This window comes from Oceaniglobus trochenteri (assembly GCF_020529025.1).
GTDB lineage: Bacteria > Pseudomonadota > Alphaproteobacteria > Rhodobacterales > Rhodobacteraceae > Oceaniglobus > Oceaniglobus trochenteri.
Genome location: NZ_JACNMM010000002.1, coordinates 609999 through 628294, shown reverse-complemented (window position 1 = coordinate 628294; position 18296 = coordinate 609999). Strand labels below are relative to the sequence as shown.

The 18296-nt window shown below is 64.2% G+C and carries 17 protein-coding genes; all 17 read left to right on the top strand.

What is annotated here, in order from left to right; all coding sequences use genetic code 11:
- Nucleotides 1–84: 84 nt before the first annotated feature.
- The 17 genes from H7828_RS03295 (at nucleotide 85) to H7828_RS03215 (ending at nucleotide 18257) form a co-directional block, all read left to right on the top strand.
- Nucleotides 85–597: a phage virion morphogenesis protein gene (locus tag H7828_RS03295; RefSeq protein WP_226779522.1), complete on the top strand. Its 513-nt coding sequence runs from the start codon at nucleotides 85–87 to the stop codon at nucleotides 595–597.
- A gap of 122 nt (nucleotides 598–719) precedes the next feature.
- Nucleotides 720–1793 (top strand): phage protease, encoded by a 1074-nt coding sequence (locus H7828_RS03290; protein WP_226779520.1) that lies wholly within the window; start codon nucleotides 720–722, stop codon nucleotides 1791–1793.
- Entirely contained in the window at nucleotides 1793–2230 is a 438-nt protein-coding gene (locus H7828_RS03285; RefSeq protein ID WP_226779519.1) for a hypothetical protein, read from the top strand. The genes H7828_RS03290 and H7828_RS03285 overlap by 1 nt, the downstream gene beginning before the upstream one ends.
- Before the next feature lie 11 nt (nucleotides 2231–2241).
- Nucleotides 2242–3135 (top strand): Mu-like prophage major head subunit gpT family protein, encoded by an 894-nt coding sequence (locus tag H7828_RS03280; RefSeq protein ID WP_226779518.1) that lies wholly within the window; start codon nucleotides 2242–2244, stop codon nucleotides 3133–3135.
- A 63-nt stretch (nucleotides 3136–3198) separates the two neighbouring features.
- Entirely contained in the window at nucleotides 3199–3459 is a 261-nt protein-coding gene (locus H7828_RS03275; protein ID WP_226779516.1) for a hypothetical protein, read from the top strand.
- Nucleotides 3460–3644: 185 nt separating this feature from the next.
- Nucleotides 3645–4073, top strand: coding sequence for a gp436 family protein (locus H7828_RS03270; protein ID WP_226779514.1), 429 nt, complete (start codon nucleotides 3645–3647; stop codon nucleotides 4071–4073).
- A complete protein-coding gene (locus tag H7828_RS03265) occupies nucleotides 4073–4507 on the top strand; it encodes a phage tail terminator protein (protein WP_226779512.1) in 435 nt (144 codons plus the stop codon). The genes H7828_RS03270 and H7828_RS03265 overlap by 1 nt, the downstream gene beginning before the upstream one ends.
- A gap of 42 nt (nucleotides 4508–4549) precedes the next feature.
- Nucleotides 4550–5479 carry a phage tail tube protein gene (locus H7828_RS03260; RefSeq protein ID WP_226779511.1) on the top strand — a complete coding sequence of 310 codons (930 nt, stop codon included), beginning with the start codon at nucleotides 4550–4552 and terminating at the stop codon, nucleotides 5477–5479.
- Between the two features lie 11 nt (nucleotides 5480–5490).
- Nucleotides 5491–5820, top strand: coding sequence for a hypothetical protein (locus tag H7828_RS03255; RefSeq protein ID WP_226779509.1), 330 nt, complete (start codon nucleotides 5491–5493; stop codon nucleotides 5818–5820).
- A gap of 80 nt (nucleotides 5821–5900) precedes the next feature.
- Nucleotides 5901–6176: a DUF1799 domain-containing protein gene (locus tag H7828_RS22920; protein ID WP_226779508.1), complete on the top strand. Its 276-nt coding sequence runs from the start codon at nucleotides 5901–5903 to the stop codon at nucleotides 6174–6176.
- 1 nt (nucleotide 6177) lies between these two features.
- Nucleotides 6178–8985 (top strand): phage tail length tape measure family protein, encoded by a 2808-nt coding sequence (locus tag H7828_RS03245; RefSeq protein ID WP_226779507.1) that lies wholly within the window; start codon nucleotides 6178–6180, stop codon nucleotides 8983–8985.
- Nucleotides 8982–9395 (top strand): hypothetical protein, encoded by a 414-nt coding sequence (locus H7828_RS03240; protein WP_226779505.1) that lies wholly within the window; start codon nucleotides 8982–8984, stop codon nucleotides 9393–9395. The genes H7828_RS03245 and H7828_RS03240 overlap by 4 nt, the downstream gene beginning before the upstream one ends.
- On the top strand, nucleotides 9392–9916 hold the full coding sequence (locus H7828_RS03235; RefSeq protein ID WP_226779503.1) for a hypothetical protein: 525 nt from the start codon (nucleotides 9392–9394) through the stop codon (nucleotides 9914–9916). The genes H7828_RS03240 and H7828_RS03235 overlap by 4 nt, the downstream gene beginning before the upstream one ends.
- Nucleotides 9913–10326 carry a C40 family peptidase gene (locus H7828_RS03230; protein ID WP_226779501.1) on the top strand — a complete coding sequence of 138 codons (414 nt, stop codon included), beginning with the start codon at nucleotides 9913–9915 and terminating at the stop codon, nucleotides 10324–10326. Before H7828_RS03235 ends, H7828_RS03230 begins: the two co-directional genes overlap by 4 nt.
- Nucleotides 10323–13625: a TipJ family phage tail tip protein gene (locus tag H7828_RS03225; RefSeq protein WP_226779499.1), complete on the top strand. Its 3303-nt coding sequence runs from the start codon at nucleotides 10323–10325 to the stop codon at nucleotides 13623–13625. The genes H7828_RS03230 and H7828_RS03225 overlap by 4 nt, the downstream gene beginning before the upstream one ends.
- Nucleotides 13626–13653: 28 nt before the next feature.
- Nucleotides 13654–17493, top strand: a complete 3840-nt coding sequence (locus tag H7828_RS03220; protein WP_226779498.1) for a sialate O-acetylesterase — start codon at nucleotides 13654–13656, stop codon at nucleotides 17491–17493.
- Entirely contained in the window at nucleotides 17490–18257 is a 768-nt protein-coding gene (locus H7828_RS03215; protein WP_226779497.1) for a hypothetical protein, read from the top strand. The genes H7828_RS03220 and H7828_RS03215 overlap by 4 nt, the downstream gene beginning before the upstream one ends.
- The last annotated feature ends 39 nt before the right edge of the window (nucleotides 18258–18296 follow it).

Below are 18296 nucleotides of genomic sequence, written 5' to 3'. Positions count from 1 at the left end.
AATCGAACCGACATATGGTTCGCGTGAAGCGAAGCTCCCTCTCCAATCGGGACTCACCGGAACACGGACACAACGGAGATAGTCATGATCACGGTCAAGATCAACGATGACGCAATTCATGAAGCCCTCCTGCGCCTGGCGGCAGGGATGTCGGACATGAGCCGCCCGATGAATGATATCGGCGCGGCGCTGGTGCGCTCGAGCAAGTCGCGGATCGACGAGGGTGTCTCACCGGACGGCAGCGCTTTCGCTCCGCTGTCCCAGGTGACACTGGATGCCTATGCCAACTCCAGGCCGCCGAAGGTCTCGCAGGGGCCGCTCAAGCAGTCGGGCGATATGCAAAGCCAGATATTCCACGATTACGGCCCGGCTCACGCCGAGGTCGCATCCAATGCCATTCAGGCGGCTGTCATGCAGTTCGGCGCCGGCGCCGGTGCCTTCGGCGCTCATATCGGCAAGGACAAGCGCGGTCGCGATCATTTCCACTCGATCCCCTGGGGTGACATTCCGGCGCGTCCCTTCCTGGGGGTGTCCGAGGATGACCGCGATGTGATTGTAGAGATCGTCGAGGAATGGTTGACCGATCTGGCCGACTGACGCGCCATTCCGGGCAAGCTTGACGCGCCGCGCGATCGCCCGCATCCTTGGACCACGGGCGGCGACCCTCCGGCAAACCGTTGTGCGTAGTCGCGCCGGGGCGTTTTTCCGATATTCGCCCCATGAGCACATCCCGTCTCCATACCGCCATGATGGCTGCCATCCCGGTACCGCTCGACGGTCCCGCCGGCAGCCCACCCGAGTGGATCCACCTGCTTCCCGCCCCGGCGGATGGTCTCGTACAGACCGGTGACAAGCGCGGCCCCTACACCTTGGCGCCGATGGCCGAGATCATTGCGGCGACCTTCTCCGAAACCGACGCCTTCGAAATCGACATCAATCACGCGACGTACCACTCGGCCCCGAAGGGCGGGCGGTCCGATGCCATGGGTTGGGTGTCCGAGATGCAGGAACGCGCGGATGGGCTGTGGGGCCGGGTCGAGTGGACCGAGGAGGGCGCGCGCCTGGTGAAGGGGCGTGCCTACAAGGGCATCTCGCCGGTCGTCATCCACGACGAAAACAAGAAGATCACCCGCCTGGCGAATGCCAGCCTGGTCAATCATCCCAACCTGCGCGGTTTGCGCGCGCTTCATGCAGAGGAATACGACATGGTGCCCAAGTGGCTCGCAGATATGCTCGGCTTGGCGGATGACGCCACCGAGGATCAGGCCCGCGCGGCCCTGAAGAAGAAGATGGGCGGGGGCGAAACCACCGCTGCCCAGGCGCAGCTGGTGGAGATCGGGACGGCGCTTGGCCTTGCGGCCGATGCGGACGGTGCCGCGATCCTGGCGGCGGCGAAAACCTTCAAGTCGCCGGATGCCGCGCCTGCGGAGATCACGGCGCTTCAGGCCGAACTGACAACCCTCACCACCGAGCTGAACACCATCAAGGAAACCGGTGCGCGCAACGCCGCCGAAACCTTCGTGGATGGCCAGATCAAACTTGGCCGGGTCGGCGTGAAGCCCCTGCGCGATCGCTACATCGCCATGCACATGAAGGATCCGGCGGGGACTGTCGAACTGCTCGGCGCGATGCCCGTTCTGACCGGCTCGTCGATCACTGCGCTGCCCCCCGCTGCCAAGGACGGCAAGATCAGTCTCAATGCCGAACAGCTCGACGTTGCCCGTCAGTTGGGGATGAGCGCGGAGGACTACGCCGCCGAGTTGAAAGCGCAGAATGAAGGGGAGGACGCCTGATGGCCGCACTTGTAAAAGGGCGCGTCACGCCCGAGGCCCTGGGTGAGGATCGCGAAGGCAAGGTTGCCGCATCGCAGGTGATCTTTACGGGCGCGCTCGTCTGCCGAAATGCCGCCGGATACCTCGTCAAAGGCGTCGTCGCCACCGGCCTCGTCGGGGTCGGCTGCGCGGTCGATGATTTCGACAACGGATCGGGTGCCAACGGCGCGATCAACGCCAAATACCGCCCCGGCGTGTTCCGCTTTGCCAACTCCGGCGGGGCCGATGAAATCACCTTCGCCCAGACCGGGGATGTCTGCTTCGTCGTCGATGACCAGACCGTTGCCAAAACCGACGGCTCCAGCGCGCGTTCGCCCGCCGGCATCGTCGACCATGTCGACGACATCGGGGTCTGGGTACGCTTCGACGAAGCGCTGACCCTCGCCGCCACCGCGTAAGGAACCGCACCATGATCATCAATACCGCGACCCTCGACGCCATTCGCGTCGGCTTCAATGCCGCCTACAAGCGCGGCCTCGGCCAAGCGCAGACCCAGTACGGCCGGGTTGCCACCACCGTCCGGTCGACCACGGGCGAGAACCGTTACGGCTGGTTGGGCAAGATGCCCAACATGCGCGAATGGATCGGCCCGCGTGCCATCCAGGGCATCGCCGAACACGACTATTCGGTGAAGAACAAGGATTTCGAGCTCACCATCGGTGTCGATCGCAACGACATCAAGGATGACAACCTCGGGATCTACGACCCGATGTTCGTGGAGATGGGCGAAAGCGTCACGGCACATCCCGATATCCTTGTCTGGAACCTGCTGAAGGCCGGCTTCACGACGCCCTGCTATGACGGGCAGAACTATTTCGACACCGACCATCCGGTCATTCTTGAGAATGGGACGATGGGTACCGTCGCCAACACTGATGGCGGGGCCGGTGCGCCGTGGTACCTGATGTGTACCAACCGCTCGCTGAAGCCGATCCTGCATCAGGAGCGTGAGAAGGCAACTTTCGTTGCGATGGACAAGGCGACCGATGCGAACGTCTTCAATCTCAAGCAGTACCTCTACGGTGTCGATGGGCGGTGGAACGTCGGCTTCGGATTCTGGCAGATGGCATGGGGATCCAAGCAGACCCTGAACGCCGACAATTACGCCTCTGCCCGCGCCGCCCTGTCCGGCATGAAGGGCGACTATGGGCGCCCGCTCGGTCTGGTGCCGAACCTGCTGGTGGTGCCGCCGTCGATGGAAAGTGCCGCGCGCAAGCTGCTGAACTCCGAGTATGCCGCCGGCGGCGAAACCAACGAGTGGAAAGGCACGGCCGAGTTGCTCGTGGTGCCCTGGCTGGCCTGATCTGGGTCTGTTTTGCAGGGGGGCGGTGCGCCGCCCCCTCACCAAACAGACCGGAGAGAGACGATGGCCAAGGCTGCAAGTGCTGCGAAGAGCGACACCGATGACAAATCCACAGCGACCATGCCGGACGAGGCGGCGCCGTTCATGGTTGTGAAGGGGCCCCGAAAGGGACGCTGGCGGGCCGGGCGGCATTTTGCGACCGAGCCAGTGCAGCTGTTTCTGTCCGACCTGGGCGAGGACGAGATCACGGCCATCTCGGACGATCCCGAACTTGCGGTGTCCTTCGTGAACATGCGCGGCGCCCTCGACGACGAGAATACCTGAGCGAAAGGTCGATCGCGAGCCGGAGGGAAAAACGGGTAAAAACCAGATCCCGCCCCCGGTGCAGACCGAGTAGGCGGCCCGGCGCGTGACCGGGACGCGAGGGGTTGCCCGGCGAACCGTGGCTTCAGAGGGGCGTGACGCACCCCGCATCCGGTGAAATCCCGCACCCTTTCAAGGACCGACCGATGAGCTATGCCACACTCGATAACCTGACCGACCGGTTTGGCAGCCGGCTGCTGGTGCAGCTGACCGACCGGGGTGAGGTCGTGACGGATACCATCGACACGGATGTGATCGACCGTGCCCTGGCCGATACCGATGCCGCAATCGACGGTTATCTGAAGGACCGCTATGTCCTGCCGCTGGCCGAAACTCCGCCGCTGATTGCCGATCTGGCCCAGTCGATCGCGATCTACAAGTTGCATGTCTACGCGCCCGATCCCAAGATCGAAGCGGATTACAAGGACGCGCTCCGCACCCTGCGCGATATCGCCTCGGGGGTCGTGCGCCTGTCGGTGGCCGGTGTCGAGGTGAGCGAGACCGGCGGGTCGGGTGCGCGGATGACCGACCGCGAACGTCCCCTGACGGCGCAGAACCTAAAGGGGTTCATCTGATGCTGGTTGCGCCGACGGTTGAGCGGATCGAAACCCGCGTCGCCTCTCTCGCCGGACGTGTCGAAACGGCACTCCAGCTCAGCGAGATGATCCGCAAGAACGCACTCCCCCAGCATACGCCGGCGGCCTTCGTTCTGCCGACAGGATTGCGTGGCGGACCCGAGGATGCGGGTGCCGGTGCATTCACCCAGATGCTGAGCGAGATGGTCGGAGTGGTCCTGGTCGTGCGCGACAATACCCCGACTGGCCGCTTAGCCCTGCGCGAGTTCGACACCCTCGTGCGCTCGGTCGTCGAGGCCGTCGCGGGCTGGGCTCCGTCGGATCAGGTCGGTGTCTTCCGCGTCGTTTCGGGCCGGGTGATCAGCGCGGCATCCGGTGCTGTGGTCTACCAGCTCGAATTTTCCATTTCCGATCAGTTGCGGATCCAGCCGTGACGACGCTGCCTTTCTCCATTTCCCAGACAGAGGACCTCTGACATGCCGATCCGCGCGAAAACGAAGATCCTTCTCTTCAAGATCGAGGATACCTATGGGACAGACCCCGCTCCGCTGGCCGTGAACGGAGTGCTGGCATCCTCGATCGAGCTGTCGCCCATGGAGGGCGAGGACATCGACCGCGATCTCGAATTGCCCCATCTGGGCAACACAGGCACGATCCCGACCGGGCTGCATGCCAGGATGACGTTCAAAGTGGAACTGGCAGGTTCCGGCGAGGCGGGAACCGCTCCGGCCTGGGGGCCGTTGCTGCGTGCCTGCGCCGTGGCCGAAACGATAGTGGATGATACCTCGGTGTCTTACGCGCCACGGACCGACGGGCACGAGAGTGCGACGATCTACTTCCAGATGGAGGGCACGCGGTACGTACTGCGTGGCGCACGTGGCACTTGCAAGATCGAACTTTCGGTCCAGACGATCCCCTATCTCACCTTCACGTTCACGGGGCTGTTCACGGAGCCGGCCGAGGAAAACCGCATTGAACCGGACCTGTCGTCCTTCCAGAAGCCATTGGCCTTCGAGGATCGCAACTCGCCGACCTTCACTCTGGACGCTATCGATATGGTGGCGCGCAGCTGTGCGCTCGATCTGGGCAATCAGGTCGAAACGCGATTCCTTATCAACAGCGAGAGCGTGTTGATCCCGGATCGTGCGGAAACGCTCGAGGTTACCGTCGAGGCGCTGCCACTGAACATTTTCGACCCCTATGCCCGGGCGCTTGCCCAGGATGATGTCGCCCTGGTGCTGACCCATGGAAAGACCGCGGGCAATATCGCGACGCTGTCAGTGCCCAAGGCGCAGATGCAGCGACCGCAGGGGCTGGAAATGCCCCAGAACCTCCTGGAATGGCCGTTGCGCCTCTCTCCCCTCCCGGTCGCACGAGACGACCAGTGGACCCTTACCCTTACCTGATCGGAGCCAACATGTTCACCTTGATCGACAACCCCGAATTCACCCACGCCATTCCTGTCATGGTGCCCGTCGACGGCGGGTACGAGGAACGTGGCCTGAAGGTCCGCTTCCGCGTCCTGCCGTCACACGAGCTGTCCGACTACGATATCCGTACACCCGAAGGCTGTATCGAATTGCTGACCCGGGTGGTGGTGCGCGTGGACGACGTGGCGGACGAGACGGGCCAGTCGATCGCCTGGGGGGACCATCTGCGCGATCGACTGTTCGGATTGCTCTATATCCGCCAGGCGATGGTGAACGGGTACATCCGTGCACTGGGCAAAGCCAAGGCGGGAAACTGACTGACCTGGGTCGCGCCTGGGCCAGGGGCGATCTGGGTGGCGGGGACAAGGCAAGGGACGAGATAGCCAGCGACATCGCAGTGCTCGGCCTCGCGCTCGATCCGACAGAGCTGGGAGCGGCGCGCCGGCCCTGTGCCCCGTGGTCCTGCCACCTGGCGGCACTGCGGGCTTTCGAGGCTGTTTCGGGACAATGGCGCGTCGCCACGCTGGGCATGGGCGGGCTGATCTGGATGGGCCTCGATCACGGCGCGGTTCGCGCTGGCCTGGAACTGGCGGGAATCGTCATGACGCCGGACCTCTGGGAGGAGGTCCGCGGGATCGAACTGGGCGCCCTTGAGGTATTGAACGGAAACTGAAATGAGCACAATCGGCCTGCACCTGTTGATTGAGGCGAATGCGGCCCGCGCCATCGCAGAGACCGCAAAAGTGGCCAAAGCGGTGAAGGAAGCCAGCAAGGCCGCCGATGATCTCAGGACGAGCGGCAAGGCCGCTGCCGCGGGAACTGACGCCCTCGGATCCTCGGCCACGGCGACCGCCCAGTCGGTCGAACGCATGGGAACCGTCGAGGCCGAGGTTGCGCGGCGGCACGATGCTGCCGCCCGCGCGCGCGAGCGCGCCGCCATGCAGACGGCTGCGACGCTGGCCCGGGAGAGCCAGGCATATAGCGAACTGCGTCAGGCGATCGATCCGGTCTATGCCGCAAGCAAGCGCTACGAGGCGGCAGTGGAAACGGTGAATCGTGCCGTGTCGTCCGGTGCCGTGACGCAGGCCCAGGCAAACCGTACTCTGGCGCTGGCCGAGGCCCAGTACCTTGCGACGGGGGCATCAGCACAGCGGCTTGGTGCAGCGAACACGGCAGCCGCGGGTTCTATCGGCAATCTGGTTGCGCAGTTCAACGACATCGGGGTGATGATGGCGGCCGGTCAGAACCCGCTGACCCTGGCGCTTCAACAAGGCACTCAAATCACGCAGGTCATCGGGCCGATGGGTGCCGCGGGCGCGGTCAAGGCCCTGGGCGGCGCTTTGCTGGGCATGCTGAACCCCGTCAGCCTGATCACCATCGGGTCGATCGCCGCCGGGGCCGCGATGGTGGGCTGGCTGACTGACTCCGGGGACGAGGCAGAGTCGCTTGAGGATGCACTATCTGCTCTCGCTGACGGTCTTGAAACGTACAAGGACGTCGCCAGTAAGGCTATGCTTCCGACGGTCGAACTTGAGCAGATGTTCGGGAAAGGCGCTGAGGCTGCACGCCGATTTCTTCGAGAATTGGAAGCCATCGAGAAACGGAATATTTTAGGTGGCGATGTTGGTCAGCTGATTGCCAGCGTGACCAGTCCAGGCGCGGGCCAAGGTGGCCACATCTCGGAAATTCGTGATCGCTATGGTCTCCGGTCAAGTCGGAAGAAGGAAAGGGATGCTGCTGCAACGGCAAATTTCTATGAAAAGAACTTGCGTGATGCGGAAGGCCTCGAAGCCCAGATAGCGGCGGCTGAAAGGCTCTACGATCAAAGTGTTGCGTTGGCCGATTTGCGAGGCGGGCGGACGACACAGGAAGACGCATACATTGCCAAGCTCGCTGAGGTTCTACTTCGCCTCAGGGAGATTGAAGCCGCGACATCGTCCAGTACGCGAGAGATTGAGCGCCAGGCGTCGATCTACGGCGAAATGGCGCGAACGCGCGAGATCCAGGCGGGCATAGATCGGGCGCTGGCAGGCGACCGGACCGCGGCTTTGGCCGAGCAATATGGACTGATGGCGCGAAGTCGCGTCGAAAGCGACGCACAACACGCCAGTGCGCAGGATTTGTTGGCGAACCTGTATGAGCAGGGCGATATACAGGCTGCCATCGCCCGGCACGGTGCGGATAGCGCGGAAGTGGCCGAACTTCGCGCCGCAGCCGAGCGTCGGGCCTTCGAGCAGCAGCTGTCGGGCCTGGATGTGTCCGAGGCCCTGAAGGACGAACTGCGCGCGGCCTTCGAAAATGCCGATGCGCTGGCGAAGGTCGATATCGCGTCGAATATTGCTGGAGCGGTCGACAACGCTTTCGCGCTGGCACAGCGTCTTGGCGTTGCCTTGTCGGTGGCGCGCGCCATCGCTGACACAGGCGTCGCAGAATTGCGAACAGCGACAAACGGCGGGCCCGACGCCGCGGTCGTGGCCGCGCGCAGCGGTCAGACAAGCCGTGACCTCAATGCCCCGGGCGGCATTCTCGAACAGTTCTCATCCGGGGAAGGCACGTTTCGCAGTCTGCGTCCTCCTCGCACCCGGCGAGGCGGCGGCGGTCGGGGTGGCGGTGCTGCGGACGAGCGAGACGCCGCCGCGGCACTGATCGAAAAACTGGAAGCGGAGCTCGCCGTACTGCGCGAGCTGGATCCAGTGCAGAAAGAGCTTCTGGCACACCGCGAGACCCTGGCCGGCGCGACGGCGGACCAGAAGGACCGCATCGGCGAATTGATCGCCGTGACCCACGAGGAAGAGCGCGCGATGGAAGCTGCGAGCGCGCGCCTGGAGGAATTCAAACAGGCTGGTTACGACCTGTTTAAGGGTCTTTCAAAGGGCGGCGACGAACTGGATGCTACCTTTGAACGGCTGCTTGGGCGGCTGGAGGATATGGTTCTTCAGGCCATTTTGCTGGGTGAGGGCCCGTTGGCAGATCTGCTGGGCGGTGGCTCTGGCGGTGTCCTCGGCACGATCGGAAAGGCAATCATCGGCGCCTTCGGCGGCAAGTCGGCAACCCCGGCACCGGTCGCAAAGGCGGATGGCGGCATGATCCACGGGCCGGGCGGGCCGCGCGACGATCAGGTCGCGGCCTGGTTGTCCAACGGAGAGTTCGTGGTCAACGCCAAAGCCACCGCCGCCAACCGTCAGTTGCTGGAAAGGATCAATGCCGGCGCCATACCGCGCTTTGCGCGCGGTGGGCATGTCGGGGTCGGAAGTTCGGCTGGCTCGTCCCATGGGGACGCCCAGATGCGGATCGTGATCGAGAACCGGGGTGCTACGCCTGTTGAAGGTGAGGCTCGCGAAGAAGTCGGGGCCGACGGGCAGCGCCAGATGCGCCTGATCCTGGCGGATCGGGTGGGTGGCGCGATGACCACCCGAGGGGGCGGTGCGCGTCGGGCGCTGACCCAGGCCTACGGTGTTCGCCCCAAGGGGACTTATCGATGATACCGGTTTGGCCCTCGGACCTGCCTCACCCGGCGCGCGGCACCTGGCAAGCGCAGGTCATCGACACACGTGTGCGTCGGACGGCTGGCGGCGTACCGGGCTACCGGCGCCGGTTTTCGGCGCGCACCCGGGCTGTCTCCCTTTCGATCCTTGTTCCCCGATCTGGAAAGGCAGTGTTCGATCGCTTCTTTGAAATGGTGGGTGACGGCACCTTGCCGTTCTGGATGCCAGATCCCACCACCGATGGCTGGCCACTGCTGAGCGACGCCGGCACGCCGCTCCTGACCGCCGACGGAACGCCTCTCCTTCTTGGTGCGCGCTGGCTCTGCCTGTTTGGCGAGGAGCCGCCGGTGGAAACGATCCGCGGCACCCAATTCGAGTTGGCGTTCGGCGTGACGGTGCTGCCATGAGGCGCGTGTCGCTCAACGCTCGGACCGCGCGGGATGCGGCAACCACCGAGGCCGTCGAGGTGCTTTTGCTGCACATCGAACACCCAGCCTTGTCCGCGCCGCTTCGGCTGTCCAGCGACCCGACGGAGCGGCTTTCGACCGATCCTCTGGTCTACGGCACCCGATCGACATGGATGAGCGGCGAGGGCGGCCCCACGCCGCATCTGTTCGTCGTTGCCTCGGCCGAGGTGCCGGGCGATCTGGAAGACGCGCCGGCTGCCGCTACCATCGTGGTGGATGCCGGCAATGCGGAAACCGGGCAGCTCCTGCGCAGCTTCATCGACCGTCCCGTGGTCCACATGGCGGTGGTCCTGGCAACCTCGCCCGACCTTGTCGAGGTCGAGTATCGCGGGCTGCGCATCGTGGAGGTCGAAGGCAACGCTGCCGAGGTTTCCTTGTCCATTTCTCGCGCGCCTATAGAGGACGAGAGCGTCCCCATGGACCGATTCACCAAGGATCGCTTTCCGGGGTTGTTCCCATGAACTGGTCGGCGCGGTACATCGGACTTCCCTTCCGGAACCGGGGGCGGGACCTGGACGGCTGCGACTGTTGGGGACTGGCCCGCCTGGTCTATGGCCGTGAACTGGGGATCGAATTGCCCGGTTACGGTGAGAGCTATGCCTGCGTTTCAGAGCGGGCCGAGATATCGGCTCTGATCGGGGCAGCGACCGAGGCAGGGACCTGGCGTCGGGTCAGCGCCCCAGCTGCCTTCGATCTGCATCTGCTTCGCAACGGTCTGCACGACAGCCATGTGGCAATAGCTGTCGACGCCGTGCGGATGCTTCACATGGATCAAGGACAGCAGGCCCGGGTCGTCCGACTGGACGATCCGCGTTGGTCCCGCCGCTATGTGGCGAGCTTCCGCCATGCGGATCTGGAGGGCAGGCCGTGAATGGTGCGCTGAGCGTGATCACCGCGCCGATGCTGGATCCCGGTCAGGGGCGCATTGAAACCACGTTGCCTGCCGGGGCAACTGTGAGCGAGCTGGTCCTGGCGGTCCTGCCCGGGCTGGCCTGTACGGAACGGGTTCGTGTGACCTTGTCGCTTGGCGATCGGGTGTGGGCGGTTCCGACACCGCTTTGGAGCCATGTGCGTCCCCGTCCCGGTGTCAGGGTTCTGGTGCGCGTGGTGCCTGGTGACGATGCTCTGCGCACGATCCTGTCCATCGCCATCACTGTCGCAGCGAGCGCCTTTGCTGCGCCCCTTGCGGGGTTCTTCGGTTTCAAGGGTGCCTTGGCCGAGGGACTTGCGACAATCGGGCTGACCCTTGCGGGCAATCTGCTTCTTTCGGCCCTGATCCCGCCGCCAAGCGAGGAGAAGAGCCGCAACGTCTATACCATTTCGAGCTGGCGCAATGACATCCGTCGGGGCGATCCAATCCCTTGCGCTTTCGGTCGGCACCGCTATGCCCCGCCGTTCGCCGCGACATCCTGGACCGAGATCGACGGCGACGTGCAATACGTTCGGGCGCTGTTCTGTTTCGGATACGGACCGCTTCGGATCAGTGATCTGCGATTGGGCGACACGTCATTGAATGACTACGAGGACGTCGACTTCGAACTGCGCGAGGGCCGTGCGGGCGATCTCCCGGTGACGCTCTACCATAGGCAAGTGATTGAGGAGAGCCATGGCGTCGATCTTGTACGCCCTTTCCCCCGTGATGCTGCAGGCGAGGTGCTTGACGATGAACCGGCCATCGAAACGCCGGTTCGCCGCTGGACCGCGACAGGCACCTCCGAGATTGCGGTGCTGATCGGCTTCCCATCCGGCCTGTTCAATATCGACAAGAAGGGACGGACCCAGTCGGTTTCGGTGACGCTGCGCATCCGCGCGCGTCAAGATGGCGCTGGCGCCTGGGAGGACATTGCCGAGCTGGATGTGCGGGCGGCAAAGCGCGAGGCCTTCGTGCGGGTGCATCGTTGGACGCCGCCGGTTCGTGGTCGTTGGCAGGTGGAGATTACCCGAATGACCCCGGAAACCACCTCGACCCAGACATCTGACCGCACGGTCCTGACCGCGTTGCAGTCGATACGTCCCGAGTATCCCATTGCTCTGGACAAGCCGGTGGCCCTTGTCGCTCTGCGTATCCGGGCAACCTATCAGCTGAATGGCACGCTGGACTCCTTCAATGCGTTGGTCGAGCGTGAAATGCCCCTGCGCTCGGGGGTGGCCTGGCTGCCAGGCTACGGGCGTAATCCGGCTTCCGCATATCTGGCGGCGCTGACTGGCGCGTCGAATCCCTATCCCGTTCCGACGACCGAAATCGACTGGGACGGGGTGGCCGACTGGTACAATTGGTGCGAGGGGAAGGGGCTCAAGTACGACCGAATTCACGATACCTCGGAGAGCCTTGGCGAAATGCTCTCGGCGATCTGTGCCGCCGGGCGGGCGACGCCTCATCATGACGGGCGCCGGTGGGGTGTAGTGATCGACCGGCCCCAGGATGTCGTGATCGACCACATCTCTCCACGCAACGCCAGCGATTTTACCTGGTCGCGCGCGTACTTCGATCCACCCGACGCCTTGCGGGTCCGGTTTCTGGATGAGACGGCCGATCACGCGCCGGCGGAGCGGGTTGTGCCCTGGCCCGGCCATACCGGGCCAGTCGGGCTGACCGAAGCGCTGGACCTTCCGGGAAAAACCGATCCCGACGAGGTTTGGCGCGAAACCCGCCGGCGGATGTACGAGCTGATCCACCGCCCCGATAGGTTCTCTGCGATCCAGGACGGCGCGTCGCGCATCGTGACACGCGGCGATCTGGTGATGGGCAGCTTCGATGTTCTGGATCATGCGCAGATCGCCGCCCGGGTCACATCTGTGCGGGGTCAGCTTGTGGAACTGGACAGCGAGTTGATCCGCGCGCCCGAAACCGAATACGGGCTGCGGTTTCGCGGACCGTCCGATGGAGAAGATATCGGTGCCTCCGTTCTGCGCAGGATCGCTTCGGGGCCTGATGTTTCGCGGGCCGTGCGCCTCGTCGGAGAAGGGCCTTTGCCGAACCTTGGCGATGCCGTGCACTTGGGCCCGCTGAACACCGAAAGCCGGGCGTTGCGCGTGCGCGGGATCGAACCTGGGGAAGGCTTTTCTGGACGGGTTCTGATGATTGATGCTGCACCCGAGATCGACGAACTGACCGACGCGGAGACACCACCCACCTGGGATGGACGGGTCGGCGCACCGGTCAGCATTCCACCGGTGGTTCCGGCTGCGCCACTGTTCGTGCGCATCGCAGGCTTCCTCGATACCGATGCGCCGGGCGGTGTATCGGTCACCGTTGCACCCGGTCCAGGCTCCCGCGCGACCGTCAGCGGCTATTCGCTCGAACATCGCCTGGCCGGTGCACCGACATGGACGGCCATCGCGATTCCGGCCGCCCAGGCTGGAGTGGAGATCAAGGCATATGTTCCGGGCGAGGCCATCGAACTCCGGTGTCGGGCGATCGGCAACGACGGCACGGCCGGGCCGTGGAGCGCCGTACTTGCCCTGGTGGTCGGTGCGGGTGATCCGGCCCTTCCTGGAGCGCTGGAAACAGCGTCGATATCGATAAGCGGGGGGCTCGGCTCAGCACAGATCGTGGCTGGCCTTCCTTCCGATGCGGCTCTGTCGTCGATCCAGATATACCGCGCCGCCGCCGGTGTTACCCTCGACCGGGACATCCATGGCGTCGGAGCGCCGATCTCGGTCCAGTCCGGTGGGACCTTTGCACTGGTGGATGGCGATGGCACTCGGACGACCTTGATCTCCGATGGTGAGATGGCCGGCACGGGCGACTGGGATGCCGGAACGGGATGGACCCTGGCCGGTGGGCAGGCAACCCATGCTGCCGGTGCTGCCGGAGAATTGGGCCAGGAAACAGCCCTTGTTGCAGGACGCACCTACAGACTTTCCTGGCGCATTCTGGGGCGGACGGCGGGCGATCTCACACCTCGGCTGATCGGTGCGACGACAAGCGAGGGCGTGTCCCGCGTCGCCGACGGAACGTTCGCCGAACGCCTGATCGCCCCGGCCAGCCCGACTGAACTGCAATTTGTAGCTAGTTCGGACTTCGACGGATCGCTCGATGACGTGGTGCTGTTCGAGGAAACGGCCGCCTGCGTCGACGCCGGCGCTTACGACTACTGGTTCGAACCTTTGAACGACGAGGGCCAGGCTGGCCCGACGACCACTGCCATTCGGGTGGTGATCCGATGACACATTTCCCTACTGAAGGACTGTTGCCATGGCCGATGCCGGCGTGAAATCTCCCGATCTTCCGACAACTTCCGCGCTTGACGATATTCTTGGACACCGCGACGGATCGACACGGATCGTGGGAGTTGGCGATCTGGCGCAACAGATGGCCGCCGACGGCCCTATCGCGGCCGCCTTGGCTCAGATTGAGGCGCAGGTCACTTCGGGTCAGGTGGTGCGGGCAACATGGGCCGATCTTTCTGGTACGACCGGCGCAGCTGAGGGGGCGGGCGGCGAAGTTCTGGAGGCAGATACGGGCACACATCCTGAAGCCAGTGCCACGGGGTACGATGGCGCCAGCGTTGCGAACGCCGGGCGCTATTCGTGGAACGCGGCTTGGGAACGCTGGGTCCGGATCGGAGGTTCCGGCATTTCGGCCGTGGCGGCGGACCTCGGGGCAGAGGCGACAGCGCGTGCGGCCGGCGATTCGGCCCTGGCGCAGGACGTGGCGAACGAAACGAGTCGGGCCACCGCTGCTGAACAGGTCCTGACGGCCGATCTGGCTACGGAGGCGACGGTGCGCGCGGCGGAGAATGCAGCCCTGGCGCAGGACGTCGCGAATGAAGCAAGTCGGGCCACCGCTGCGGAACAGGCCCTGACAGCGGATCTGGCCACAGAGGCGACGGCACGCGTGGCGGCTGATGCGGCCTTGGCGCAGGACCTCGCGAATGAATCGAGCCGGGCGACATCTGCCGAACAGGGGCTGGCGGCGGCTAATGCTACCGAAGCGGCTGATCGGGCGGCGGCCGATACGGCGCTTGCCCAGGATATTCTGGATGAGACGAACCGCGCGCAGATGACTGAGCAGACGTTGGCAGCTGCCGATGCCACCGAAGCGGCAGCACGGGCTGCAGGGGACGGTGCTTTGACCCGACGATTGGATCGGATCGCCCTTCCGGAAGGGTCATATCCCGGCGATGCCCCCGAGCTTTTTTCAGCGACGTTGACCGGTCCCGCCGAGGATCGCCCCCCGCTGGACAACGGCCAGGCAGTCGTGGACAGCGAACTTGGTCGGATATGGCAAGTGGCGGGATCGGGGATTGTGGCCCCGCGCCGACCATTCAAGGTGCTCGCCGGCCGGGTGTACCGCCTGCGTGTGACCATTCGGCGGCTCGCCGATACTGACGACGTGACCGGCGACGCGGTGCTGGTTAAATTGCGGTCTCTGAACGGCAATTTTGCCACTGTCAGCACCGTAACCCGAAAGACCTGGGCCGACCCGAAAGTGGCCGATGGTGGCCTCAGCGTCTCCATCATTGTTTCCCGTGATGCCGATGCGCCGGGGGTGGAGTATGTGGTTCCGGCCACTGCGGTCTATTGTACGCCCTTCGTGCAGACATACGGCTCGGGTGGCGTGACCGGTGTTGCCGAGATTGTCTGGGAAGACATCACCGACAGGGTACTCGGGGGCGCCGACCTGGTGGATCTGCGTGATGACCTCACCGACGAAGTGGTCGATCGCATGAGCGCCGACAATTCCCTCGGTGCTCGATTGGATAGTGCCGACGAACAAGTGCGTCTGGCGCGTTGGGATCTGGCGGCACCAGGTGCACGCGACGAAGGCGCACCGAGTGTGATCGTCGCACGGCGGGGCACAGGGGCCGGAGCCCGTTACGTCGTGGGGTGGAGCAGTTTGGGTCTGCTGGACGGCGGGGCCGGGGAACGGCCGGTCGCCGACCGGCCTCTGGGCGATCTGGCGCCCGGACGCGCCTTGGTCATTGATACCGCACAGGGTCCGGGGGCCAACTGGACTGTGAGCGAGATGGCGCTGGCCACTGTGCGGGCCCAGGCGGTAACCGGCGCTATCGTACTGCTCCTGGCCAATGATGCGGGTGTCGTGATCGGCCCACTAGCGATACACGGGGTCGCTGCCCGACTTTTCGAATCCGAAGAAGCTGCGCCGGATCAAGGGAAGGTCGCCATCGACGGAGCCAACCCTGAGGGCATTCACGCCGCCTTGGCCGCCGGGGATGGCGCCGTCGCGCTGGGCTTCGGTGAGGACGGAGAACTTTTCGCCCAGTCCCGCCACATGGGTGAACGGCTTGCCGGTGTGGACGCCCGCTTGCGGGGCGGTCTTGCCGACGAAAACGGCGCAGTCGTTCTGGGGTTTGAAGAGGACGCCGAACTGATTGCCCAGTCCCGACATCTGGGTGAGCCGCTGGCGGCTGTCGATACGGACCTGCGTGGGGGATTGGCCGATGAGGTTGGCAACCTGGTGCTGGGTTTCGAGGCGGACGGCGAGATGGTGGCGCGTTCCCGCCATACTGGCGAAACGATGCTGACAGGCACTGCGGCGCACTTCGCTTCGCTCGAAAGCGACGAAGACGGCCGCGCCGTGGAATTGGTCGAACGGACAGGAGGAAAGGTCTGGCCGGGCAATGCACGCCACCCGATGCCCTGGCTCGATGGAGATGGTGTCACACTGCGCCTGGGCGAGGATGGCGCAGAAACCGCGCGGCTGCGCGCCGGCGAGACATTGCAAGCCAGCGCACCGCGATCGCTGACCACCTATAGTGTCCAAATCGGTGGGCGGGCAGGTCTCTACGCCAACACGGCGGCGATCGGTGCACGCGGAAGTGGCCATCTGATCCCGAGCGATTTCAACACGCTCCACGTCGTTGGTGTCTATGGTCAATCAGGTTCAGCGGGACGCAACGGTACGCCGTTGATCTCAGATTTTGCAGCCTGGCCCGAGGACGCACTGATGCCCGGCGGGGCAGCGAATATGGACATTCGCATGGGGCTGCCGACGCTCTTCGTTGAAACGGCCGCGCTGGACCCGGCCACCATTACCGGATTTCAGCCATTGCTGGCCAAGTTGGGTCAAGGCGCGGGAGTGGCCGGGGAGACCGTGGCCGAAGCGGCCGCGCGCAGCCTGACGCGTATTGCCCGGATCGATCACGAGATGGTCTGGCGATCGATGTGGTTTGCGGCGGGCGTCGGCAGCACGCCGATTTCAGGGCTGGGGCGCGGTTCGGTGCCATATGCCAACCTTCTGGCGGCTATGGCCCGGATCAAGTCTCTCGCAGAGGCGCAGGGGTGGCGGGTAGTTCTCGATGCCATCCTGTTTATTCACGGTGAGGCAGACGCGGCCAATGGGACCTACGGCGACGATCTTGTCACGTTGCAAAGTCACCTGAACACCGATGCCAAGGAAGTGACGGGGCAGGTGGCGGATGTACCGTTTTTGATCACCCAGCCCTCCAGTCACATCGGCGGCGGTGCAAACGTGCGCAGTGTTACCGAAATGGTCCGCGTAGCTGCGTTGAACGATCACATTCATCTGGTCGCCCCGAGCTACCCGGCGCCGTTCAGTGGTGATTTCCTCCATCTTGATGGCCCCGGCTATCACTTGGTTGGAGAGCACCTTGCAGAGGCAATCGCCTCTGTGAAGTGGGGTGGCGGGTCCTTCACCCCCCTGAAGGCAACGGGTGCCGTTCGCAGCGGCACCACGGTTACGATCGACTATCACGTGCCCGTCGGCCCCTTGGCGATCGATACGGTTCAAGTGCCCGACCGCAACTCCAACAAGGGGTTTCGATATTTCTCCGACGATGGAACGGAAACCGAGATTGGCGTGACTGCAGTTACCATCACCGACACCGGACTGGACGGCACAGGTCAGGTCGAACTGACGCTGGCCAGTGTGCCCCCTTCTGGCTCCGAAAGGGTGGATTTTGCCCTGTCGGGGCAGACAAGCCCGCGCATCGCCGACGCGATCCCGCGCGGCAACATTCGCGACAGCGCGGGCGACTTGCGCAAATCGCGCTACGACCACCGCCGCCTGGACAACTGGGCGGTCCATCAACGTATAGAGGTAACCACATGATCAACTGCATGACGATGAAGGGGCTTAGGCTGGACAAGGCCGTCGGATTGCCCAGGGTGGAAAACGACCGGCGCTCTGCCCGCGTCGCCCGCATTCCCAGCCTGACGATGTATCTCTCGGGCGGATTGGCCTATCTCAAGAGCAATGGGGGGATCGTGAACCGTGCCGATCCGGACAACGACACCTCGCCAGTGCCAGGCGCAAGTGTTTTCCCCACGATTGCAGCCATGCCGGGAACTTCGATCCCATCAATTCGATGCCCGGCGGCGGGCACGATCTCGGACCACACCTTCGCGCCGGGGTTCACCGCCGAAGCCTGGACCTTTGTCTCGGCCCACTACATGGACGCCCGAGCCGAACCCCAGCAAATCGTTGCCCCGCGCCCAGCAGTGCCGTCCGGTACGCCCGACCTGCTGGCTCCCAACATCGGATGGAATCCGAGCGGGACTTTCAAGATCTGGAAAGGGCGCCTCGAAACCGAGGTCGTTACCCATGGCGATGCCAGTCAGTATTCCGACCAGATCGTGGTGGTGATGGCTACCTTCAGCTTGGCCATGGGGTACAGCCTCTGGCGGAACGGTGTCCGCGTCGCCAATGCTGCCGCGTTCGGGGCGATGGGTCAGACGTCGGTGGGTCTCTTCGGCACCTTCGGCGGCTACATCGGCGATCAGTTGCTGTTCAGCGCTGATCTTTCCGCGCCTGGAAACGAAGCATCCCTCGCCGCAGTCAACGACAAATTGCTGTTCAAGTACGGACTGGCCTAGACCGTTCAAACCCTCTTTAAGGCTCCTCGCTTGAAGAGG

Coding starts and splice junctions, on each gene's coding strand:
- H7828_RS03295 (WP_226779522.1), top strand. CDS start 85: ATGATCACGGTCAAGATCAACGATGACGCAATTCATGAAGCCCTCCTG.
- H7828_RS03290 (WP_226779520.1), top strand. CDS start 720: ATGAGCACATCCCGTCTCCATACCGCCATGATGGCTGCCATCCCGGTA.
- H7828_RS03285 (WP_226779519.1), top strand. CDS start 1,793: ATGGCCGCACTTGTAAAAGGGCGCGTCACGCCCGAGGCCCTGGGTGAG.
- H7828_RS03280 (WP_226779518.1), top strand. CDS start 2,242: ATGATCATCAATACCGCGACCCTCGACGCCATTCGCGTCGGCTTCAAT.
- H7828_RS03275 (WP_226779516.1), top strand. CDS start 3,199: ATGGCCAAGGCTGCAAGTGCTGCGAAGAGCGACACCGATGACAAATCC.
- H7828_RS03270 (WP_226779514.1), top strand. CDS start 3,645: ATGAGCTATGCCACACTCGATAACCTGACCGACCGGTTTGGCAGCCGG.
- H7828_RS03265 (WP_226779512.1), top strand. CDS start 4,073: ATGCTGGTTGCGCCGACGGTTGAGCGGATCGAAACCCGCGTCGCCTCT.
- H7828_RS03260 (WP_226779511.1), top strand. CDS start 4,550: ATGCCGATCCGCGCGAAAACGAAGATCCTTCTCTTCAAGATCGAGGAT.
- H7828_RS03255 (WP_226779509.1), top strand. CDS start 5,491: ATGTTCACCTTGATCGACAACCCCGAATTCACCCACGCCATTCCTGTC.
- H7828_RS03245 (WP_226779507.1), top strand. CDS start 6,178: ATGAGCACAATCGGCCTGCACCTGTTGATTGAGGCGAATGCGGCCCGC.
- H7828_RS03240 (WP_226779505.1), top strand. CDS start 8,982: ATGATACCGGTTTGGCCCTCGGACCTGCCTCACCCGGCGCGCGGCACC.
- H7828_RS03235 (WP_226779503.1), top strand. CDS start 9,392: ATGAGGCGCGTGTCGCTCAACGCTCGGACCGCGCGGGATGCGGCAACC.
- H7828_RS03230 (WP_226779501.1), top strand. CDS start 9,913: ATGAACTGGTCGGCGCGGTACATCGGACTTCCCTTCCGGAACCGGGGG.
- H7828_RS03220 (WP_226779498.1), top strand. CDS start 13,654: ATGGCCGATGCCGGCGTGAAATCTCCCGATCTTCCGACAACTTCCGCG.
- H7828_RS03215 (WP_226779497.1), top strand. CDS start 17,490: ATGATCAACTGCATGACGATGAAGGGGCTTAGGCTGGACAAGGCCGTC.